Raw genomic sequence first — 21,192 nt, 5'->3', positions numbered from 1 at the left:
CTCACTTCTGTGATGCCCGCGGTGGGGTCGGGTCGTCTGTGAGGCACGCGCCGACCGAGCACTGCTGCGCAGAGGGGATACTGGTGAGGTGGCGAACAGCAAACCCCGGATTCTCAACAACAGCCGCGACATGGTGTGGTCGCTCATACCGCTGGTCATCGCATGTTTGCTGATCGCCGGTATCGCCAGTCAGTGCTCGCTGAGCCCCGGTGGGCCCAAGCAGGGCCCCATCCCCAACTTCGACATCGACACCGCGCTGCAGTACGACGCGTCCGAAATCGGCTTTCCGGTGCGCAATCCGGCTGTTCCCGAGGATTGGACACCCAACTCGGGCAGTCGTCCGACGATCGCAGGCGACAACGGCGGACCTGTGTCGACTGTCGGATACATCACCGGATCGGGTGCGTATCTGCAGCTGACCCAGACCAGCGCCGTCGAGGAAGTGTTGGTTCCCTTCGTCGCCGGCGAGGAGACGGTGTACGCGTCGGGCACACAGAACGTGTCGGGTCGGGACTGGGTCGTCTACGGCGAGGAGGGCTCGCGAAAGTACTGGGTCTCGGACTTCGGTGACGTGCGAATCCTGCTGGGCGGTACTGCCGGCACCGAGGACTTCACCACGCTGGCCGAGTCCCTCGAGGTGACCGAACCGCTCACGCCCTAGCTGTGCTTCTCGGTACTCGCGAGCGCGGTCTCGATCCGCTTGCGGGCACCGGCGAGCTGCTCCTCGCAGCGAGTGGCCAGCTGCTCTCCCCGCTCCCACAGAGCCAGGGAGGCATCGAGATCGAGCCCGCCCTGCTCGAGGATCTTCACCACGCCCACCAATTCGTCGCGGGCCTCCTCGTAGCCCAGTTCCGATACCGGCTTGTCGTTCTCGCTCATGCGTACTCCTTCTGTCATTTGACTCGCCCCATGACTGCGGCGGTGACGGCACCGTCGGCCACGCGCACTCTGATCTGTGTACCCGGTGGCGCGTCCTCGACCGAACGCAGAACCTCGGGATCCGAACCCGCGACCACCCGCTGTACGACGGCATAGCCTCGAGCAAGTGTGGCAGCAGGCCCCAGCGTCGACAGCCTGGCCCGCAGATGTTCGACGAGCGTGTCCTGTGTGGTGAGTTCGCGCTGTACGTCGCGTCTGGCCGCATCGAGCAGCCGCCGAATCTCCTCGCGACGCTGCTCGAGTGCGGCCAGTGGGTCCGCCAGCACCGGTCGGTGTCGAAGCATGTCCAGGCCGCGTGCCTCGCGCTCGACCCAATTGCGCAGCGCTGCAGCACTTCTCGACTTCAATTCCGAGACGAGAGCTTGTTCGGCGACGGCGTCGGGCACCACGAGTTTGGCGGCATCGGTGGGGGTTGCGGCCCGTAGGTCGGCCACGTGATCGCTGAGCGGGCTGTCGGGCTCGTGGCCGATGGCACTGACGATCGGCGTGGTGGCGCGAGAGATGGCGCGGCACAGGGCCTCGTCGGAGAACGGCAGCAGATCCTCGACGCTACCGCCGCCTCGGGCGAGGATGATGACGTCGACGGCGGGGTCGTCGTTCAGCTCCTTCAGGGCGTCCAGAATCGCCGGCACCGATTGCGGACCCTGAACAGGTGTGTTGCGAACCTCGAAGCGGACCGCGGGCCAACGCCTCTGCGCGACGGTGAGCACGTCCTTCTCGGCTGCGCTGGCGCGTGCGGTGATCAGGCCGATGGTGCCCGGTAGGAACGGCAGCGGACGTTTCAGGCGCGGGTCGAACAATCCTTCCGCGGCGAGCAGGGCTCTGAGTCGTTCGATGCGAGCCAGCAGTTCGCCGACGCCCACCGCGCGAATGTCCGTGGCGCGCAGCGAGATCGTTCCCCTGCCGGTGAAGAACGATAGCTTTCCGTAGAGGATGACGCGGGCACCCTCGGTCAGCGGAACGGGTGAACGATCGAGCAACTGCGGCGAACACGTCACCGACAGCGACATGTCGGCCGACGGATCGCGCAGTGTCAGAAAGGCCGTTCTGGTGCCGGGGCGAGCGTTGATCTGGGTGAGCTGCCCCTCCACCCAGATGGAGCCGAGCTTGTCGATCCAGCCGGCGACCTTCATGGCGACGGTACGCACCGGCCATGGCTGTTCGGCGGTGCTCGCGCCTGGTTGGGTGGGACCGGACTGAGTAGGGGGAGTGCTCACTTGGCCTTGGCGGTGGTGATGCGGTTGGCGAGCATCGTCTGGAACGGTGCGCGGGAGAGCGTGTCGTTCTCGTACTCGAGCAGGGTTTCGAGGTCCTCGATCGAGAGTGTGCGCAGGCGCGCGCGCAGCTGCGCCAGGGCGAGGGTGTCGAAGTCGATCATCTCGACGATCTCGGGCTTGTCGGCGGAGGGAGCGCGCTTGGCCGAGGTGTCCTGGACCGGCTCGTCCAGCGGAGGCGTCGAGTACAGAGCGAAGTGGCCGTTCGCAGCGACGGGCTCGGCCACGGGGGCGTCGGGCACATCGACGTCGTCGGTGATCACAGCGGCGTCGAATCTCGACTCGGTGTCGAAGGTCTCGTCTCCGTCCTCGTCGAAGCTGGCCCAGGCGGGCTGCTCCTCGGTCGGGGTCCCGATGACCGGCAGGGTCGCGATGATCAGATCGCCCTTGATGGCCAGCGCCGTCACCTGCTGCTGGAATCGCATGCCACGCGCCAGTGCCTCGCTGACGACCGTCATCGGCAGCATCAGGGCGGAACCGGGAAGCTTGCGAGCCTCTTCCACGACGGTCACGGCGACGCCTGCAGCCACGCGCGCTGCAAAGGGGACTCGAGTCATGTGCACCAGACTGCCCGAAACCGTGAACTTTGGGTAGCCGACAGGCGGTACGACCCACTCCAGCCGGGGCTCGAGGTCACGGAAACGAGGTAGCCGCGCTCGGTGCACGTATCCTGGTAGGTATGTCTTCGGCTGTTCCACTGAATCTTGGTATTGCACAGTCCGCCGGTACGGGTGCGTCCTCGTACGCCGGGGGTAAGCGAGTGCTGCTCGCGGAGCCGCGGGGCTACTGCGCGGGTGTCGATCGTGCGGTCGAGACCGTCGAGAAGGCGCTCGAACAGCACGGTGCGCCGGTGTACGTGCGCAAGGAGATCGTGCACAACCGGCATGTGGTCGAGACGCTGTCCGATCGCGGCGCGGTGTTCGTGGAGGAAACCGACGAGGTTCCCGAGGGATCGCTGCTGGTGTTCTCCGCGCACGGTGTCTCACCTGCCGTACACACCTCTGCGGCCGAGCGAAACCTGCGCACGATCGACGCCACCTGCCCGTTGGTGACCAAGGTGCACCAGGAAGCCAAGCGCTTCGCCCGAGACGACTACGACATCCTGCTCATCGGCCACGAAGGTCACGAGGAGGTCGAGGGCACCGCAGGTGAGGCTCCCGAGCACATTCAGCTGGTCGACGGGCCCGAATCGGTCGACAACGTCACCGTTCGAGACGAGAACAAGGTCATCTGGCTGTCCCAGACCACGCTGAGTGTCGACGAGACGATGCTGACGGTCGCGAAACTGCGTGAGCGCTTCCCGACGCTGCAGGACCCGCCCAGCGACGACATCTGCTACGCCACACAGAACCGTCAGGTCGCCGTGAAAGCGATGGCACCGGAATGCGATCTGGTGATCGTCGTCGGCTCCAAGAACTCCTCCAACTCGGTGCGTTTGGTCGAGGTCGCGCTCGGTGCGGGTGCGCGAGCGAGCTACCTCGTCGACTACGCCAAGGAAATCGACCTGGCCTGGCTCGACGGGGTCGAGACGATCGGTATCACCTCGGGTGCGTCCGTACCGGAGATCCTGGTGCAGGGCGTCATCGAACTGTTCGCCGAGCACGGCTATGCAGACGTGCAGCCGGTCACCACCGCGAACGAGACCCTGGTGTTCTCTCTGCCCCGAGAGTTGCGTCCCGCTCGCTAGAAGCGACGTCAGCGAAAAGTCGACGCCTCGTATCGGAAACCTGCGCAGGAGCAGGAACCGATACGGGGCGTTCGTTCGTGTTCGGGCTAGTCGCTGTGGCGGTCGCGGTAGCGAACCCGCGGCACCGGATGCGGGGGAATGTCGTCCCGGTGCGGGGTGGGTAGAGCGTGATTGCCCTGGCCGTCCTCTGCGGGCGAACCGGGTGCCGAGGAAGCGTTCGTCCGAGGAGTCACGACGGGCCTGGCTCCGGTGCTGTACGGATCGGCGACCTCGCGAGGAGCGTGAACCCGGGCCGAGCGCTCGCGACGAGGTTCGGTCGAATACCGGGGCTCTGCCGAGAAACGAGGCTCGGACGGTTGCGGTCGCTGTGCCTCACGGGACTGTCCCTGCGGATACTGCGTTCGCGGGTACTCGGGCTTCTGGTATTCGGGCTTGTAGTCCTGCCGAGGTGAGTCGGTGGCGGCGTATCGAGTCTGTGGTGCCGACGCGGCCGATCGTCGTGGGCTCGAACTCGAGCGAGGTTCGGCGTCGGGTCGCGGGCGGGAATCGGTGTTTCTGCGACCGACGTACGGCCCGGGCACGATGTCGGTGGCCTCGGCCGCGGAGTCGGTGCTGCGATCGGCTGCAGCTGCGCGCCTGCGGGACCGTTCCGGGCGCTCGTCCTGTGCCCGGCGCTGGGCTCTGGTCGCCTTGTCGTCGCCGGGCTTGCGGCTGCGTCGAACAGTGCCCTCGGTCTTCTGGCTTCGTCGAAGGGTGGGGGCATGCGTGTTCTGGCGTTTGAGCACGATGCGCAGGACTCCGAGTCCGACGGCGACCACGGTGCCGAGCAGCATCAGCGGAAACCGGTTGACCAACGGAATGGCAACGTTGAGGATGATGTCCTTGAGGCTGGTGCCTGCGTTGTCGGTGAAGTACTGGTACGACAGCGGCACGGCCACGAACAGGATCAGTGGGGCTTGCACCATCGCCGTGAACAGTCCGCGGAAGCGGACCAGAAGGACGCCGGCGATGCAGCCGAGGATGTACATGAACGCGAACGCACCGGTCAGCTCGGTACCGCGTGCGGCATCGATCAGAAATCCGAGAAAAGTCAGTCCCGCGGCGATCGCGACGGCACCCCATGCGGGAACGCCGGGCAGGGTCGCGAGGATGGATCGGTGATCCAGCGGTACCCCGGAGCGGGCACGTTGGGAGGTAGACACCCCCCGAGGTTAGCCGTTGTTCAGCCGACTGCATCGCTGACATGACCGAAGTCGTGCCGGTAGCGGGACGAATCGGACAGTTTGGGACGCTCGTCCACTCGGGCGATGTCCACCGGCTCGGCGTCGAACAGTTCGAGCTCGTGCAGCTTTCTCGCCGTCACGCTCACCCGGGTGTCGACCGACCCGACGGTGGAGTTGAAGGACTCGACGGCCTTGCCGAGGTGGGCACCGAGCTTGTCCAGGTGCGTCGAGACGACACCGATCCGCGTGTACAGCTCACGTCCCAACTGCTGGATGCGTGCGGCGTCCTCGGCCAGTGACTCCTGCTTCCACGTGTAGGCGACGGTGCGCAGCAACGCGACCAGGGTGGTCGGGGTGGCCAGGATCACGTTCCGGCCGAAGGCGTACTCGAGCAGACCGGTGTCCGATGTCAGGGCCGCGTCGAGAAACGGGTCGCCGGGAACGAACAGTACGACGAACTCCGGCGTCGGCTCGAACGCCTGCCAGTACGCCTTGTCGGCCAACTGGTCGATGTGGGTTCGCAGTTGCTTGGCGTGGCGTCGCAGATTCTTCTCCCGGGCGCCGGGATCCTCGTCCTGGGCGGCGTCGAGATACGCCGCGAACGGCACCTTGGCGTCGACGACGATCTGGCGTCCGCCGGCGAGACGAACGATCATGTCGGGTCTGATGCCGTCCTTGCTGACCTGAGTGTCGAAATCGCAGTGCTTGAGCATGCCTGCAAGCTCGACGACTCGCTCGAGCTGGATCTCGCCCCACCGGCCCCGGATCTGCGGTGCGCGCAGGGCGGTGACCAGCTGACCGGTCTGGGTGGACAGATGCATCGATGCACGGTGCATACCGGTGACCTGCTCCGACAGTCCCGCGTACGCCCGGATGCGATTGTGCTCGACCTGCCGGACGTGCTCGGAGAGCGCATCGACGGCGTCGTGCAACGGCTCGACCAGGTGCGAGACCTGTTGGCCGATCACGGTCGAATTGCGTCGAGCCGAGTCCTCGTTGACCGCACTCAGTGACTGCCGAAGCATGCCCTCGTGCTCGCGCAGCGCGGCCAGTTGGGCCTCGGCTCGTACGGCGCGATCGCCCATCCGCGAGGCGTGCAACAACCAGCCGACGACCGCGCCGATACCGAGTGCGACGAGCAGTCCGAACGCGGTGAGAATGTTCATGGGGCAGATGATGCAGGACGGTACCGACAACTTCGCTTCTCGATGGCTGTGGACCGCAGCTCACGTCCGACAGGCCGACGAGCCTCGAATAGTTTGTCGGTGCTTGCCGATAGCGTCGAACGCATGAGAATTCTGCACACCTCGGACTGGCACATCGGTCGCACCTTTCACGGTGTCGACCTGTTGGCCGATCAGGGCGCTGTGCTGAGGTCCATCGCGGAACTGGTTGCGGCACAATCGATCGATGTGGTGGTGGTGCCGGGCGACATCTACGACCGCGCTGTTCCCAGTGCCGATGCCGTCCTGGTCTGCAACCGCGGACTGGAGGCCATCCGCGCGGCCGGTGCCGTGATCGTCGCGACGTCGGGAAATCACGATTCACCCGCTCGACTGGGCGCAGGCGCGGCCTTCGCGTCGGCAGGAGGGCTGCATCTGATGACGCGGGTGGGCGATGTCGCCACCCCGGTCGTCATCGACGACGAGCACGGGTGCGTTGCGTTCTACGGCATTCCGTATCTCGAGCCCGAAACCACTCGCGTCGAACTCGACGTTCCCACTGCGCGTACTCATGCCGACGTTCTCGGTGCCGCGATGGGTCGGGTGCGCGGCGACCTCGCGACGAGAAGCGAGGCAGGGCAATGCGTTCGTTCGGTCGTGCTCGCCCACGCTTTCATCGTCGGCGGTGAAGCGACCGGATCGGAGCGGTCGATCTCCTCCGGCGGTATCGAGACCGCGCCTGCGTCGGCGTTCGACGGGGTCGACTACGTGGCGCTCGGACATCTGCATTCGCCCCAGACCCTCACCGACCGGGTGCGGTACTCCGGTTCGCCGCTGCCCTATTCGTTCGGCGAGCGGTCGCACCACAAAGCGGTATGGATCGTCGATCTCGATGCCGACGGGCTCGGCACTGTCGAGCGAATGGATCTGCCGGTGGTCCGCGGCCTCGCCCGCATCGAAGGAACGCTCGAGGAATTGACCACGGACACAGCGTATTGCGAGTTCGAGGATCACTACGTCTCCGCCGTGCTCACCGACGAGGTGCGACCGGTCGACGCAATGCGCTTGCTGCAGCAGCGTTTCCCGCACGCGATCCACCTGGAATGGCGTCGGCCGGAGGGATCCGGCGAGCTTCGCTACCGCGACCGTGTGCGCGGCCGTAGCGATCTCGACATCGCCACCTCCTTCGTGACGGACATGCGCAGCGTGCCGACGGCCGCGGAATCCGCGCTCCTGTCCCGCGCTCTGGCCTCCGTGCAACGGGAGACCGAGGCCACCCGCGGGTCGGCCACCACGGCCGACCGCGGTGCTGCATGAGGCTGCATTCACTCGAGATCACCGCCTTCGGCCCCTTCGCCGGCACGGAGACGGTGGACTTCGATGCGCTGGGGGCCGACGGGCTGTTTCTGTTGCACGGTCACACCGGAGCCGGCAAGACGACGGTTCTCGACGCCGTGGCGTTCGCGCTGTACGGAACGGTGCCCGGAGCTCGTCGCGAGGGCAAGCGGCTGCTGTCCGATCACGCGGCCAAGGGTGCGGTGCCACAGGTCACGTTGGAAGCGACACTCGGTGGGCGGCGGATCAGAATTGTGCGCAGTCCGGAATTCCTGCGGCCCAAGCTGCGAAGTACGGGTACCACCAAGCAACACGCCAAGGCCAGTCTCACCTGGCTCGACGGCCGCGGGCAGAACCTCACCCGGCTCAGCGAGATCGGTGACGCCGTCAACGCGCTGCTCGGGATGAGTGCCGACCAGTTCTTTCAGGTGGTGCTGCTGCCGCAGGGTGAGTTCGCGCGGTTCCTCCGAGCCGACAGCGACGAACGCGGGAACCTGCTCGAAAGACTCTTCGACACAGGCAGATTCGGTGATGTCGAGGAGTGGTTCGCGCAGCGCCGCCGGGAGCTCGCCGCCGAACTCGCCGACGCTCACCACGCCATCGACATCATGCTCGGCCGAGTGTCGCAGGCATCGGGTGTGCCCGAGCCCGCCGGCGAGGACGGCGAACAGCCGGACCCCCTCGAATGGGCGGCCGACGTCCTCGACGAAGCCCGGCAGAATCGGACCCTCGCGCAAGGTCGAGCGGTGCTGATCGACGCGGCAGCTCGGCGTGCGTCGGCAGCGCTGACGAAGGCCACCGCCGTTGTAGATCTGCAGCGTCGACGCGCACTCGCCGAGGGGCAACTCGTGCAGTATCGGGAGGGCGAGACGGTGCGAGCAGCGCGCAGAATCGAGCTCGCCGATTCCGCGGCCGCCGGGCCGATCGCGGACACTGCTGCAGACCTCCGTCTCGCACGACTGGCGACCGACGCCGCAACGTCCGCACTCGCGGCGGCGGAGCATGCCCTCCCGTCGACGGCGGAGGGCCGACGCTTCCACGCTGCACTGCACTGGCCACCGGCACCGGCGGATCCGTCGGCCGAGCGCACGGTCGTCGCACAGTTCGTGCGTGACTGGACCACCGATGTCGCTCGGTTGCAGTCGCTGCTCGGTCTGGCCCGAGAAGCCGACCGACTCGACGGCACCCTCGCCGACTGTCGTGCGCAGCAACGCACCACCGCAGCGGCGATCGAACGCACCGTGCAGTCGCAGGCGTCGATGCCAGAGAAGATCGGAGCGGTCGAATCTCGGCTGGCACGAGCATCCTCGGCGGAGGCAGAGTTGCCGGGTCTCGAGGAGCGATGCGATCGTGCCCGCGCGGCAGCCGAGTCCGCCCTCGACCTGGTGCGCACACGCGCGACTCTGGCCGAGGCGGAGCGGGCCCGCGACAGCGCCAGAGCAGCGCACAACACGGCCTGGGCGCACCTGCTCGATCTCCGTGAGCGACGCATCGACGGGATGGCGGCCGAGCTGGCGGCTCGTCTGGAGGCGGGGGAGCCGTGCGTCGTGTGCGGATCGGAGGTGCACCCGCATCCCGCTGCCGCGTCGACGTCGACGGTGACCAAGGCGCAGGAAGACAAGGCCGCCGCCGCGGAACGCAAGGCTGCTGCTGCGCTCGAACAAGCGGTCGCGGTCGTCGCAGAAGCGCAACGCGGCGTGGACCTGCTGCACGATCGCACCGGAGGGGAGTCCGCTGCGGAACTGACCCGGATTCTCGATGCCGCGACCACCGCAGTGCAGGACGCTCGTGCGCGTGCGGCCGATGTCGAACCCGCAACCGCGGAACTGCATCGGCTGCGGAGCGAGTCGGACGCGCTGACGGTCAGGCTCCACGACCTCGTCGCCTCGCGCAGTGCCGTCGACGAACGCATCTCGGCCACCGAGAAATCGCTGACGCAGATGCGAGCGTCGGTCGCCGAGGAAGTGAACGAGGGCGCGTCGCTGGTGGACCGAATCGCGGAGCGGGAAGCCTTGATCGACGGTGCCCGGCGAATTCAGGAGGCGCGTATCGCCTGGCTCGACGCCACTGCGCGGGCCGATGAGCTGGCAGCCGAACTCGACCGGCGAGTGCAGGCGTCGAGCTTCGAGTCCGTCGACGCGGCAGCCGGGGCAGTGCTGGCCGCCGACCGCGTCGAGCAGATCGAGACCGAACTGCGCACCGCCGAGGAGGCGCGCGCACATGCCGAGCACGTGTTGCGCGAGCCCGCCATCGTGGACGTGGCCGGCCGGCCGCCGGTGGATCTGGAACCGCTGGCACATGCGTGTTCCGAGCTGGACGAGAAGGTCAGGGCCGCTGCTGCCGAAGTGGCCGAATGCCGAAGGCGCGCAGACGATCTGGAACGACTGATCACCGAACTGTTCACCGCCGCCCAGGCCATCGCGCCACAACGCGCCGAGTTCGACGAACTGGCGAACCTGGCGGACGTCGTGGCAGGCCGGGGGCAGAATGCTCGCAAGATGTCGTTGCGCTCGTACGTCCTCGCGTCCCGACTCGAGGACGTCGCCGAGTCCGCATCCGCGAGGCTGCGTCGAATGTCGTCGGGGCGTTACGAATTCGTGCACTCCGACGAGGCAGGCGTCCGTGGCAAACGGGGCGGTCTCGGACTGGACATCAGGGACGACTACACCGGCGTCGTGCGCTCGGCGAAGACACTGTCGGGCGGGGAGGCGTTCCTCGCGTCGCTCTCGCTCGCCTTGGGCCTGGCCGATGTGGTGGCCGCCGAATCCGGAGGTGTCGTCCTCGACACGATGTTCATCGACGAAGGATTCGGCACGCTCGACGCCGACACCCTCGAATCGGTGATGTCGGTTCTCGACGAACTACGTGCGGGCGGACGCGTCGTCGGCGTGGTCAGCCACGTCGACGAGATGCGTCAACGCATTCCCAGCCGCCTCTACGTCAAGCGGGAGCGCACCGGATCGACACTTCAGGTCGTCGCGTCCTGACCCGACGCAGGTTTGTCGGACTTCGACTCGTCCTCGTCGTCCAGACCGGCCTGCTCGTCGGTCAACCCCTCGGGCGGCGGAATTTCGTCCTCGAGTTCGTCCTGGTCCGGTTCGTTCGAGCGGGCGTCGATCTGCTCGGACAGGTACCTGATCAGCACGGCAGCCACCGCGGCAGCCGGGACGGCGAGGAATGCGCCGATGATGCCGAACAGTGAGCTACCGCCGGTCACGGCCAGCAGCACTATCGCCGGGTGCAGGTTCATGCTGCGACTCTGCAGGATGGGTTGCAGCACATTGCCTTCCAGCTGCTGTACCGCGACGATGATGGCGAGCACGATCAGTGCAGTGGTCAGCCCGTTCGCAACCAGGGCCACCAGAACGGCGAGAGCGCCCGCCACGAACGCACCGACGATCGGGATGAATCCACCGATGAACGTCAGGGTCGCCAGCACCAGCGCCAGCGGAACACCGAGAATGACCAGTCCCAGACCGATGAAGAAGGCGTCGATGAAACTGACGATGGCCTGAGTTCGGATGAACCCGCCGAGGGTCGCCCACATCCGTGAGAGCACCTCGCCCAGATGGCGTCCGGCGCGGCCACCGGAGAATCCGTGCAACCACGGCAGGAACTTCGGCCCGTCCTTGACGAAGAAGAACGTCAGTACCAACACCAGCGCCAGGGTCACCAACAGTGAGCCCGCAGCGGATACGCCGGTGAACACGCCGGTGGCGATGACCTCGCCGCTGTCCTGCAGCCGCGCAACGATGGCCGATACGGCCGAGTCGATCTGGTCGTCGCCGATGTTCAGCGGTGGACCCTTCAACCAGTCCTGAACCTGTGCGATACCGCCCGATGCCTGGTCGACCAACTCCGGTGCCTGCTCGGCGACCGACGGAACGATCAGAGTGATGATGCCGCCGATGACGACGAAGAACACCACGAGCGACACCGATGCGGCCAGAGCGGGAGGAAATCCCAGACGCATCATCAGCTTGGCCGGCGGCCACAGCACCGTCGCGACGATCACGGCGAGCAGGACCGGCAGCAGAATCACCCAGAGGTGCCCGATCAGCCAGCCCAACACCCACGCCCCGGCCGCGATGGAAATGAGGATCAGCGACCATTTGGCCAACCACACACCGCCGACCCCGATGAGGTCACCGCGATCATTGCCGGACGTCTCGGACTTCGACGTCTTACCGGGAACTGCCGATTCGGTCACTGTGGGGTCCTCACATTCGGCGGGTGGCGGTTCGTGAAGAACCATAACGTCCGGCGTACTCGGCCTGTATGTGACCGCCATCGGACGACCCGTCGACGAGACGTGCTCAGGCAGCCTCGTGTGCCAACAACCACTTCTTCACCGGCAGCCCCCAACGGAAACCGCCGAGCGCCCCGCCGATTCGAACCACCCGGTGGCACGGCACGAACAGCGCGGCGGCATTGCGCGCGCACGCCGACGCAGCACCGCGAATCGCTGCCGGTCTTCCGGACAGTTCGGCGAACTCGGAGTAGGTCACCGGTGCGCCGGGCTCGACGGTGCGCAGTACTCCCCAGGCGTGCATGAGAAATTCGCCTGATCGTTGCGCGACGGCAACGGAGTCGATGACGGTCAGCTCGCCGCGGTGATAGTTCTCCACGGCGCGCGTCACGTCACCGAGATCGGCCACCCTGCGCACGGTGTCGGGTCGCATCGTCGGGTGGATCAGGACGCGGAGCTCTTCGACATCGGCGGTCCACCCGGAGGCGAGGACGCGCTGATCGTCGTCGACGATGGTGCTGAACGGCCCGATCGGAGTGTCCTGGGTGGCGGCGGTGGCAGTCATGGCTGTCTTCTTTCCAGTGCGGTGATCCACAGGTGCATCGAGACGTACGAACGCCACGGAGCCCAGCGGGCAGAGTTGTCCAACGAGATATCGAGTGCCTGAGCACCTTGGCGGACGACGAGATCGGTATCGAGCAGAACATCGGGATCGCCGAGTAGCCGCATCACGACGTACCGGGCGGTCCAGGGTCCGATTCCTTTGAGCGCGAGCAGCTCTCGCTCCAGTTCGGGCCCTTCTCGCGCGGGATGCAGCACGACGGTTCCCGCCGCGATGGCGTCGGCGACGCGGATGACGGTCTGCACCCGGGCGGCAGGTCCGGTGAGAACTTCGTGGCCCCGTTCGGCGATGACGGCAGGCTCGGGAAACAACCTGGTGACGGTTCCGTTGCCGAGATCGAGTGGCGCACCGAGAGCATCGACGAGCCGGGCGGTGTGGGTGGCCGCAGCCTTGAGCGAGATCTGTTGTCCGATCACGGTGCGCAGCAACATCTCTGCGCCGTCGACCACTCCGAGGGCACGGATGCCCGGGTGGGCGTCGACGCTCGGTGCCAGCTGCGGATCCGTGCGCAGGGCGTCGTCGACGGCGAGTGGATCGGCGTCGAGATCGAGCAGGTGGCGAATCCGAGCGACGGCCGGGGCAAGATCGCGCATGTCCTGCAATGTCACTGCGGCGCTGACGAATCCGTCCATCACCCGCAACGCCACGAGTCCGGCGGCATGCGGTAGGCGCAGCGATCGCACGTATTCGCCGTCCTCGGAGAAGGATTCGATGCCCTCGACCACGTGGCCCCGCAGGAACCACTCGATCCAGCCGCGATCCAGCGGCGGGCGGTACGGCAAGCGCAGGGTGACCGTTCCACCCGCGGTCGCAACGGCCGTGCGGTGTGCTTCTTTGCGCAGTGTCGACGGATCGACGGCGAAGACTTCTTTGATGGTGTCGTTGAATTGCCGAACGCTGGAGAAGCCGGCCGCGAAGGCGACGTCGGCCATCGACATGTCGGTGGTCTGAATCAGGGTGCGGGCGGTGTGGGCGCGGTGCGCGCGGGCCAATGCCAGCGGTCCTGCACCGACTTCGGCCGTCAGCACGCGCGTCAACTGACGGGTCGAGTAACCGAGGGTGCTGGCGAGGCCATCGACGCCACCACGTTCGACGGCTCCGTCGGAGATCAGTCGCATGGCACGAGAACTGAGGTCCGAGTGGATGTTCCAGCGTGGGGAACCGGGGGTGGCGTCGGGCTGGCAGCGGCGGCAGGCTCGGTAGCCGGATTGCTGCGCCGCCGCTGCGGTGGCCATGAACGAGACGTTGCCGGGCTTGGGTGTGCGGGCCGGGCAGGAGGGTCGGCAGTAGATGCCGGTGGTGGCGACGGCGGTGAAGAACTGGCCGTCGAACCGTGCGTCACGCGAGGAGACCGCGCGATAACACCGATCGAAGTCCAGTTCTTGCACCTGCCGTTCGCTGCTCATGCACCTACTGTGTCAGCGTGGACGCGTCGGTGCTAGCGGAAATCGGACATCACCGCGTCAGCAGCAGCGTGCCCCCGGGTTTCGGTCCGCCTCCGCGTGCCGATCCTTCCAGTACTGCCGCACGGTCGGCGGTTCCTGACCGGGGTGGTGGCGGGCCAGATGGGCGACGTATCGGTCGTAATCGTGGTCGCCCATCACCGAGGTGATCCACCACCACAGCCCGCGCATCTAGTGCGCCGATCCGGGGCGACGGACGGTGCCCGCGTCGATCAGCTCGTCCCATTCGGCCTGGATCTTCTTCTCGGCCGGGGTGAGGACGAACCCGGTGGGACCGAAGATCTTCGACGGCACCTCGGGCTCCTCGTTGTCGGGCAGGTTGTCTCCCCGCACTGCCTTGATGCAGACCCACACTCCGGCGAACACGACCACCAGGACGAGTGCCGCGAAGATGATCGACAGCGTGCCCTGAATGAAGGTGTTGCGGATGACGGCGTCGATGGCCTCGGGTGTCTTGGCGCTACCGAACTCGCTCAGGCCCTGCGCCTTGGCGTCGCGGAACTGCGAGTGCTGCGTCCAGTAGCCGATGGCCGGGATGGAGGAGAAGATCTTCTGGTACGACGCCGTCATGGTGACGATGAGGTCCCAGGCGAGTGGAACTCCGGGGATCCAGGCCCACTTGTAGAGGCCACGCTTCACCACGATGACGAGTACCACCGTCAGTGCGATGGCGGCCAGCAGTTGGTTCGCGATACCGAACAGCGGGAACAGGGTGTTGATTCCGCCCAGTGGATCGGTGACGCCCATGAGAAGGATTGCGCCCCAGGCTGCGACGACGATCAGCGAGCAGATCCAGGCACCGGGACGCCACGACGGATCCTTGAACTTCTTGGCCGATGCGCCGGGCAGGTTGCCGATGCTGTCGGAGAGCATGAAGCGTGCGACGCGGGTGCCGGCATCGACCGTGGTGAGGATGAACAGTGCCTCGAACATGATCGCGAAGTGGTACCAGAACGACTTGAGCGATTCGCCGCCGAACACCTGGTGCAGCACCTCGGACATGCCGAACGCGAGTGTCGGTGCGCCGCCGGTGCGGGAGATGATCGATTCCTCGCCCACATCGGCTGCGGCCTGGCTCAATTCGGCAGGCGTGATGTCTCCGCCGCTCAGTCCCAGTCCGTTGACGTAGGGAGCTGCAGCCTCGGGAGTGCCACCGGTCAATGTCGCCGGTGCGTTCAATGCGAAGTAGATGTGCTGATCGAGAACGCAGGCGGTGATGAGCGCCATGATGGCGACGAACGACTCGGTGAGCATGCCGCCGTAGCCGATCATGCGCATCTGCTTTTCCTTCTCCAGCAGCTTCGGCGTGGTGCCGGAGGAGATCAGAGCGTGGAAGCCGGACAGTGCGCCGCAGGCGATGGTGATGAACAGGAACGGGAACAGGGACCCTGCGAATGCCGGCCCGTTGCCCTCGGTGGCGAAGCTGGTCATCGCGGGCATCTGGATCTCGGGACGCGCGATGAGGATGCCGACGGCCAGTAGGGCGATGGTGCCGACCTTCATGAACGTCGACAGGTAGTCGCGCGGGGCGAGCAGCAGCCATACCGGCAGGATGCAGGCGAGCAGACCGTAGCCGATCAGCAGCCAGGCGACGGTCACCTTGGAGAGGGTGAACCAGTCGGTGCCCCAATCGGTTTCGGCAACCCAACCGCCGGCCACGATGGCGAGCAGCAACAGGACGACGCCGATGAGCGAGACCTCGGTGACGTTGCCCGGCCGCAGGAAGCGTAGGTAGACACCCATGAACAGGGCGATCGGAATGGTCAGCGCGATGGAGAAGACACCCCACGGGCTCTCGGCGAGTGCGTTGACGACGACCAGGGCGAGCACCGCGATGAGAATGATCATGATGACGAACACCGCGACCAGGGCGGCGGTGCCGCCGACTACTCCGAGTTCGTCGCGGGCCATCTGGCCGAGGCTGCGGCCGTGGCGTCGCGTCGAGATCCACAGCACCAGGAAATCCTGTACGGCACCGGCGAACACGACGCCGATGATGATCCACATGGTGCCCGGGAGGTAACCCATCTGAGCGGCGAGTACGGGTCCGACGAGCGGGCCTGCTCCGGCGATCGCGGCGAAGTGGTGGCCGAACAGCACCCGACGGTCCGTCGGCATGTAGTCCTTGCCGTTCTCCAGAATCTCGGCGGGGGTGGCGCGGTCGTCGCGTGGGAAGACGATCTTGCGTTCGATCAGCCTGGCGTAGAAGCGAAAGGCGAAGATGTAGGTACACACCGCGGCGATGACGAACCAGACGGCGTTGGGATTCTCTCCGCGGACGATCGCGATGATCGTCCACGCAACACCGCCGAGAAGGCCGATGGCGACGAGCATGAGGCGCTTGATCGGGGTCATCGGATGTGACTCGACGACGCCGACGGGCGGCAGATCGGGATCTGTCTTCAGCAATTCGACGTGTGGTTCGTCGGCCGCTTTCAATGACATGTGTGGGGTCTCCAGGCTCGCAGGTGTGACTGCGATCACCCTATGTCCGGCGCGGGCGCACGTCCTCGAATCGACGCATCGCCGTGCGCCCGGCGGTCGCTGGAGTGCGACGAGCGGCAACCGTGCCGACGGCGCGTGCCGATCAGCCGCCGAGGGCGTCGTCGACGGCTCTGGCGCTGAGCACCTGATCCAGCACCAGCGCGGCGCTACCGATGACTCCGGAGAGGTCGCCATGGGTGGTGGCCTGAATGGTGAGGGCCTTGGTGGCCAGTGCGGTGGCGTTGCCGTAGACGGTTTCACGCAGCCCGGCGACGAAGATGTCGTAGGCGTTCGCCATGTCGCCGCCGATGATGAGTACCTCGGGGTTGAGCAGGTTCACGGCCCCGGCCAGAGTTTCGCCGATGTGGCGACCGCTGTCGCGGATGAGTCTGCGTGCCTCGGGGTCGCCGCTCACCGCGAGGTCGACGACGCCGCGGACGTGGCCGACTTCGCGGCCCTGTTCGTTGAGTGCGCGCACCAGTGCCCAGCCGCCTGCGATGGCTTCGAGGCAGCCGCTGTCGCCGCATCGGCAGGCGACACCTGCTGCAGCTGCGGTCTTGGTGTGGCCGAATTCGCCTGCAGCCCCCAGTGATCCGCGTTGCAGTGCGCCGCCTGCCACGATCCCGGCTCCGAGGCCCGTCGAGGCCTTGACCAACAGGGCGTTCTGGAAGCGATCTCTGTTGTCGCGACGTTCGGCGAGAACCATCGCGTTGGCGTCGTTGTCGAGAAACACCGGAGCCGACGTCGTATCGGCGAAGAACGGGGCCAGCGGCACCCCGTCCCAGCCGTGCATGATCGGCGAGTCCAGGCTGCAGCCTCGGTCGGTGTCGGCGGTGCCGGGGATGGACAGCCCGACCCCGAGGATGCGGTGGCCGGTTCGGTGCGATTCGTCGAGCAGTGCCTGCAGTCGCTTGGTGATCTGCGGCATCAGTTCGTCCGGGCCGACGCCGATCTCCTGGTCGACGGTGTCGCTCGCGAGCAACTCGCCGCCGAGGGTGAAGACGCCCAGCTGGGAGCGGCTGCGTCCGATCGCGGCGGCGAGCACGACTCCGGCGTCGATGTCGAACGACAGTCTCGCCGGAGGCCTGCCGCCGGTCGAGTGCGTGTCCTCGGTTTCGATGACCAGGCCGAGGCCGGTGAGCGCGGCGACGCGGGACGCGACGGCGGACCGTGACAGTCCGGTGATCCGGCCGAGCTCGGCCCGGGTATCAGCTTCTCCATCGCGGACCAGAGCGAAAACCTCGCCTGCCGTCGCAGGTGGAGCGCTCAGGCGCGGCATCGACATAGACGCCATTCAACCAACTGGCAACTTCTACGGCAACAACCTAAGAAGTGCCACTTATAACTTCGAAAAGCATAAGTTGGGTTGTCGATCGACCTAAGCGGCCTTAAGGTGAGTGATGAGAGACCGAACATCGGAGATACTCATGGACACACTTCATCCGGTCCTGCGGCAGGTCACCGACCACATCGCAGACCGTAGCCAGTCCGCTCGCGCCGCCTACCTCGCTCGAATCGACGCCGCAGGAGATCGAGGCCCCGCCCGTGGTCGCCTCGCCTGCGCCAACATCGCCCACGGTTTCGCCGCCTCCGGCAAGGCCGACAAACAAGCATTGCGCGGCATGGTCAAGCCCAACATCGCCATCGTCTCGGCGTACAACGACATGCTCTCGGCGCACAAGCCGTTCGAGAACTACCCCGCCGTGCTGAAGAAGTCCGTCATCGATGCCGGCGGCATCGCGCAGTTCGCCGGGGGAGTCCCCGCCATGTGCGACGGCATCACTCAGGGCCGCGACGGCATGCAGCTCTCACTCTTCAGCCGAGACATCATCGCAATGTCGACGGCAATTGCGTTGTCCCACGACATGTTCGACGCCACCCTCATGCTCGGGGTGTGCGACAAGATCGTCCCCGGAATGCTCATCGGTGCACTGAGTTTCGGCCATCTTCCCGCGGTGTTCGTGCCCGCAGGTCCGATGACGTCCGGACTTCCCAACGGGGAGAAGGCAAAAGCGCGCCAGCTCTACGCCGAGGGCAAGGTTGGCCGTGAGGCTCTGCTCGACGCCGAGGCCGCGTCGTATCACGGCAGTGGTACCTGCACCTTCTTCGGAACGGCCAATTCCAATCAGCTGCTGATGGAGGTCATGGGCCTGCATCTGCCGGGATCGTCGTTCGTCAACCCCGGAACTGCGATGCGCGACGCATTGACCCGCGAGGCCGCGCACGTCGTCACCGGCCTGACGTCGCTCGGTGACAACTACACGCCGGTGGGTGAGGTCGTGGACGTCAAGTCGATCGTCAACGGCTGCGTCGCGTTGCTCGCCACCGGTGGTTCGACCAATCACACGATGCACCTCGTCGCCATCGCCAAGGCTGCCGGCATCACGCTGACCTGGCAGGACCTGTCCGATCTGTCGGCCGTCGTGCCGCTGATGGCCAGGATTTACCCGAACGGCAAGGCCGACGTCAATCACTTCCACGCAGCAGGCGGCCTCGGATTCGTCATCGGATCTCTGCTCGACGCCGGGTTGATGCACGAGGACGTGAAAACCGTTGCTGGGCAGGGCCTGCGACGCTACACACAGGAACCGAAGCTCGACGGCGACGGAGTGATGTGGCAGGACGGAACTCGAATCAGTCATGACGCCACCGTCTTACGCGGTGCAACCGAGCCGTTCAGTGCCGACGGAGGGCTGAAGATGTTGACCGGTCCGATCGGCAAAAGCGTCATCAAGACCTCTGCGGTGGCACCGGAACATCGTGTGGTCACCGGTCCGGCGCGGGTGTTCGACGACCAAGCCGACTTCCTGGCAGCATTCGATGCAGGACTGCTCGACACCGATTTCATTGCGGTGCTGCGGTACCAGGGACCGCAGGCCAACGGCATGCCAGAACTCCACAAGCTCACCCCCGCGTTGGGTATCCTGCAGGACCGCGGCCGGTCCGTCGCGCTGATCACCGACGGCCGGATGTCCGGAGCTTCCGGAAAAGTGCCTGCGGCAATTCATCTCACACCCGAGGCGGCGAGCGGTGGACCGATAGCGAAGATCCTCGACGGTGACGTGATCACCGTGGACTCTCTCGGTGGCACATTGTCGATCGACGTTCCGCTCGACGAGTTCGAAGCCCGACCGGTCACCGGTCGAGTGTTGGACGCAGACGAGTGGTCGAGCACCGGCCGTGACCTGTTCTCCGGGATGCGTGCTCTCGTCGGTCCGGCAGACGAGGGTGCGATGTTCGTGATGCGTTGACCCGAGAACCCGATTCGAGAGAAAGTAAGACCGTGACTGCATCCTTGCTCGACCGTGTACCCGTCATTCCCGTCGTCGTCATCGACGATCTCGACCATGCCGTTCCGATCGCTCGCGCTCTGGTGGCGGGCGGAGTGCCCGTCATCGAGTTGACTCTGCGGACACCGGTGGCGCTCGATGCCATCGAGCGCATCGCCGCCGAGGTTCCCGACATCCTCATCGGTGCCGGCACGATCATCACTCCCGGCCAGGCCAAGCAGGCCGCCGACGCGGGCGCGCAGTTCCTGGTCTCGCCCGGCTGTACGCCGTCACTGACCAAGGCGATGCGAGACACCGGACTACCCCACTTGCCCGGTGCCGCAACGGTGTCCGAGGTGCTCACTCTGCTCGAGGCCGGTCACACCGAGCTCAAGTTCTTCCCGGCCGAAGCATCCGGTGGCGCGAATTTCTTGAAGTCGATCCACTCGCCGATCCCGGCCGCACGCTTCTGCCCGACGGGTGGCATCTCGACCTCCAATGCATCGAGCTACCTGGCGCTGCCGAACGTCGGCTGTGTGGGCGGATCGTGGCTCACTCCGGCTTCGGCCGTCGCGCAGGAGGATTGGGACGCCGTCACTCGGTTGGCCGAGGCCACCTCGACGCTGAAGGCAACAGCCCAGTAGCGGTCAGCACCACGAGTGTTCATCCGCGGGTGACCGAGATACCGCCGTCGACGTACAGCGTTGTGCCGTGGATCATCGCGGCGTTGTCCGATACCAGAAACAGAACGCCGTCGGCGATGTCCTGCGGAGAGAGCACTGTGCCTGCAGGCGTTCCGGCCGTCATGGCGTCCAACACCTGCCGCGCATCCTCGTTGCCCGGCGTGAGCGTCGCGCCGGGTGCGAGGGCGTTGACCCGCACGCCGCGTGGGCCGAACTCGGCAGCCCAACTGCGAGTGAGTTGCTCGTCGGCGGCCTTGGTAGCGGAGTACATCGCGGCGAACGGGCTCCCCATCGTGGCCATCCACGATCCGATGTTCACGATGACACCACTGCCGCGCTCGGTCATGGCCGGGGCCATCGCGCCGACGAGAACGTGCGGAGCCCGGACGTTGACGGCGAGCATCGCGTCGAGCTGGTCGTCGGGCAGGTCTGCGGTGGCGGTGGCCGGATAGATGCCGGCGTTGTTGACGAGAATGTCGACGCGGCCGCCGAGAGCGTCGGTGGCGCGGGCCGCGAATTCGCGGAGCTCCTGGTAGCTGCCCGAGAGATCGACGTCGACGAAGGCCGCAGTGCCGCCTGTCTCGGAAATGCTGTGCGCCAGGGCCTTGCCGCGCTCGGCGTCGCGGCCGCTGACGACCACCGATGCCCCCTGGGCGGCGAGGGTCAGCGCGATGGCAGCACCGATCCCACTGGTCGATCCGGTGACGACGGCTGTGCGTCCGAGGAGCTGCGGAGAAGTGGAAGAAGTCATGACGCCATGTCTACGGTCGGTCGAGGCAGGCAACCAGGCGTCGTTCTGCC

Annotated in this window: 18 protein-coding genes; 6 read left to right on the top strand and 12 right to left on the bottom strand. The window is 66.3% G+C overall.

The features are described from left to right. The first annotated feature begins 88 nt into the window (after positions 1 to 88). Positions 89 to 661: a DUF4245 domain-containing protein gene (locus CH274_RS26005; RefSeq protein ID WP_094646963.1), complete on the top strand. Its 573-nt coding sequence runs from the start codon at positions 89 to 91 to the stop codon at positions 659 to 661. Here CH274_RS26005 and CH274_RS26000 read toward each other — a convergent pair. The 3 genes from CH274_RS26000 to CH274_RS25990 are packed head-to-tail and all read right to left on the bottom strand — an operon-like array spanning position 658 to position 2,770. Further along, positions 658 to 879, bottom strand: a complete 222-nt coding sequence (locus CH274_RS26000; RefSeq protein ID WP_032394033.1) for an exodeoxyribonuclease VII small subunit — start codon at positions 877 to 879, stop codon at positions 658 to 660. The two genes, CH274_RS26005 and CH274_RS26000, sit on opposite strands and share 4 nt — an antisense overlap. A 14-nt stretch (positions 880 to 893) precedes the next feature. Then, on the bottom strand, positions 894 to 2,156 hold the full coding sequence (gene xseA, locus CH274_RS25995) for an exodeoxyribonuclease VII large subunit (RefSeq protein WP_045199124.1): 1,263 nt from the start codon (positions 2,154 to 2,156) through the stop codon (positions 894 to 896). Further along, complete coding sequence (locus CH274_RS25990) at positions 2,153 to 2,770, bottom strand: lipid droplet-associated protein (protein ID WP_094659340.1); 618 nt, start codon at positions 2,768 to 2,770, stop codon at positions 2,153 to 2,155. Before CH274_RS25990 ends, xseA begins: the two co-directional genes overlap by 4 nt. Positions 2,771 to 2,892: 122 nt before the next feature. Here CH274_RS25990 and CH274_RS25985 point away from each other — a divergent pair, with 122 nt between their 5' ends. Then, positions 2,893 to 3,900, top strand: coding sequence for a 4-hydroxy-3-methylbut-2-enyl diphosphate reductase (locus CH274_RS25985; RefSeq protein ID WP_045199125.1), 1,008 nt, complete (start codon positions 2,893 to 2,895; stop codon positions 3,898 to 3,900). Between the two features lie 86 nt (positions 3,901 to 3,986). Here the strand turns inward: CH274_RS25985 and CH274_RS25980 are convergent, their stop codons facing one another. Both CH274_RS25980 and CH274_RS25975 read right to left on the bottom strand, forming a co-directional pair. Continuing rightward, positions 3,987 to 5,102 carry a DUF6542 domain-containing protein gene (locus tag CH274_RS25980; protein WP_179275863.1) on the bottom strand — a complete coding sequence of 372 codons (1,116 nt, stop codon included), beginning with the start codon at positions 5,100 to 5,102 and terminating at the stop codon, positions 3,987 to 3,989. Between the two features lie 20 nt (positions 5,103 to 5,122). After that, a complete protein-coding gene (locus tag CH274_RS25975) occupies positions 5,123 to 6,289 on the bottom strand; it encodes a DNA recombination protein RmuC (RefSeq protein ID WP_032394037.1) in 1,167 nt (388 codons plus the stop codon). A gap of 123 nt (positions 6,290 to 6,412) precedes the next feature. Between CH274_RS25975 and CH274_RS25970 the strand changes: the two genes are divergently transcribed. Together CH274_RS25970 and CH274_RS25965 are read left to right on the top strand one after the other, a co-directional pair. Further along, positions 6,413 to 7,603, top strand: a complete 1,191-nt coding sequence (locus CH274_RS25970; RefSeq protein ID WP_094659584.1) for an exonuclease SbcCD subunit D — start codon at positions 6,413 to 6,415, stop codon at positions 7,601 to 7,603. Next, a complete protein-coding gene (locus CH274_RS25965; protein ID WP_094659339.1) occupies positions 7,600 to 10,608 on the top strand; it encodes an AAA family ATPase in 3,009 nt (1,002 codons plus the stop codon). Before CH274_RS25970 ends, CH274_RS25965 begins: the two co-directional genes overlap by 4 nt. Here the strand turns inward: CH274_RS25965 and CH274_RS25960 are convergent. From CH274_RS25960 to CH274_RS25935, 6 genes are all read right to left on the bottom strand, one after another. Then, a complete protein-coding gene (locus CH274_RS25960; protein ID WP_032394214.1) occupies positions 10,590 to 11,831 on the bottom strand; it encodes an AI-2E family transporter in 1,242 nt (413 codons plus the stop codon). The two genes, CH274_RS25965 and CH274_RS25960, sit on opposite strands and share 19 nt — an antisense overlap. 106 nt (positions 11,832 to 11,937) lie before the next feature. Further along, positions 11,938 to 12,435, bottom strand: coding sequence for a methylated-DNA--[protein]-cysteine S-methyltransferase (locus tag CH274_RS25955; RefSeq protein ID WP_045199133.1), 498 nt, complete (start codon positions 12,433 to 12,435; stop codon positions 11,938 to 11,940). Beyond that, on the bottom strand, positions 12,432 to 13,898 hold the full coding sequence (locus CH274_RS25950; RefSeq protein WP_094659338.1) for an AlkA N-terminal domain-containing protein: 1,467 nt from the start codon (positions 13,896 to 13,898) through the stop codon (positions 12,432 to 12,434). The genes CH274_RS25955 and CH274_RS25950 overlap by 4 nt, the downstream gene beginning before the upstream one ends. 57 nt (positions 13,899 to 13,955) lie before the next feature. Beyond that, positions 13,956 to 14,126, bottom strand: coding sequence for a YbdD/YjiX family protein (locus CH274_RS25945; RefSeq protein ID WP_072692145.1), 171 nt, complete (start codon positions 14,124 to 14,126; stop codon positions 13,956 to 13,958). Then, positions 14,127 to 16,400, bottom strand: coding sequence for a carbon starvation CstA family protein (locus tag CH274_RS25940; protein ID WP_094629692.1), 2,274 nt, complete (start codon positions 16,398 to 16,400; stop codon positions 14,127 to 14,129). A 142-nt stretch (positions 16,401 to 16,542) separates the two neighbouring features. Continuing rightward, positions 16,543 to 17,724, bottom strand: a complete 1,182-nt coding sequence (locus tag CH274_RS25935) for an ROK family transcriptional regulator (RefSeq protein WP_094629557.1) — start codon at positions 17,722 to 17,724, stop codon at positions 16,543 to 16,545. A 142-nt stretch (positions 17,725 to 17,866) separates the two neighbouring features. Between CH274_RS25935 and edd the strand changes: the two genes are divergently transcribed. Continuing rightward, entirely contained in the window at positions 17,867 to 19,690 is a 1,824-nt protein-coding gene (gene edd / locus CH274_RS25930) for a phosphogluconate dehydratase (RefSeq protein WP_094659583.1), read from the top strand. A 32-nt stretch (positions 19,691 to 19,722) separates the two neighbouring features. Beyond that, positions 19,723 to 20,352, top strand: a complete 630-nt coding sequence (eda, locus tag CH274_RS25925; protein ID WP_094659337.1) for a bifunctional 4-hydroxy-2-oxoglutarate aldolase/2-dehydro-3-deoxy-phosphogluconate aldolase — start codon at positions 19,723 to 19,725, stop codon at positions 20,350 to 20,352. A gap of 19 nt (positions 20,353 to 20,371) precedes the next feature. Here eda and CH274_RS25920 read toward each other — a convergent pair whose 3' ends face one another. Beyond that, positions 20,372 to 21,142, bottom strand: coding sequence for an SDR family NAD(P)-dependent oxidoreductase (locus CH274_RS25920; RefSeq protein WP_094659336.1), 771 nt, complete (start codon positions 21,140 to 21,142; stop codon positions 20,372 to 20,374). Positions 21,143 to 21,192 lie beyond the last annotated feature (50 nt).

The organism is Rhodococcus sp. 06-418-5, assembly GCF_002258285.1.
In the GTDB taxonomy this organism is placed as follows: domain Bacteria; phylum Actinomycetota; class Actinomycetes; order Mycobacteriales; family Mycobacteriaceae; genus Rhodococcoides.
Note: the sequence above shows the minus strand (reverse complement) of the source record. Positions and strands in the feature narration are given on the sequence as shown.

Bases quoted from the DNA above. Each gene is read 5' to 3' on its own strand.
- CH274_RS25965 (WP_094659339.1), top strand. From the start codon at position 7,600: ATGAGGCTGCATTCACTCGAGATCACCGCCTTCGGCCCCTTCGCCGGC.
- CH274_RS25945 (WP_072692145.1), bottom strand. From the start codon at position 14,126: ATGCGCGGGCTGTGGTGGTGGATCACCTCGGTGATGGGCGACCACGAT.
- CH274_RS26000 (WP_032394033.1), bottom strand. From the start codon at position 879: ATGAGCGAGAACGACAAGCCGGTATCGGAACTGGGCTACGAGGAGGCC.
- edd (WP_094659583.1), top strand. From the start codon at position 17,867: ATGGACACACTTCATCCGGTCCTGCGGCAGGTCACCGACCACATCGCA.
- CH274_RS25940 (WP_094629692.1), bottom strand. From the start codon at position 16,400: ATGTCATTGAAAGCGGCCGACGAACCACACGTCGAATTGCTGAAGACA.
- CH274_RS25990 (WP_094659340.1), bottom strand. From the start codon at position 2,770: ATGACTCGAGTCCCCTTTGCAGCGCGCGTGGCTGCAGGCGTCGCCGTG.
- CH274_RS25975 (WP_032394037.1), bottom strand. From the start codon at position 6,289: ATGAACATTCTCACCGCGTTCGGACTGCTCGTCGCACTCGGTATCGGC.
- CH274_RS25920 (WP_094659336.1), bottom strand. From the start codon at position 21,142: ATGACTTCTTCCACTTCTCCGCAGCTCCTCGGACGCACAGCCGTCGTC.
- CH274_RS25985 (WP_045199125.1), top strand. From the start codon at position 2,893: ATGTCTTCGGCTGTTCCACTGAATCTTGGTATTGCACAGTCCGCCGGT.
- CH274_RS25950 (WP_094659338.1), bottom strand. From the start codon at position 13,898: ATGAGCAGCGAACGGCAGGTGCAAGAACTGGACTTCGATCGGTGTTAT.
- CH274_RS25970 (WP_094659584.1), top strand. From the start codon at position 6,413: ATGAGAATTCTGCACACCTCGGACTGGCACATCGGTCGCACCTTTCAC.
- CH274_RS25935 (WP_094629557.1), bottom strand. From the start codon at position 17,724: ATGTCGATGCCGCGCCTGAGCGCTCCACCTGCGACGGCAGGCGAGGTT.
- CH274_RS25955 (WP_045199133.1), bottom strand. From the start codon at position 12,435: ATGACTGCCACCGCCGCCACCCAGGACACTCCGATCGGGCCGTTCAGC.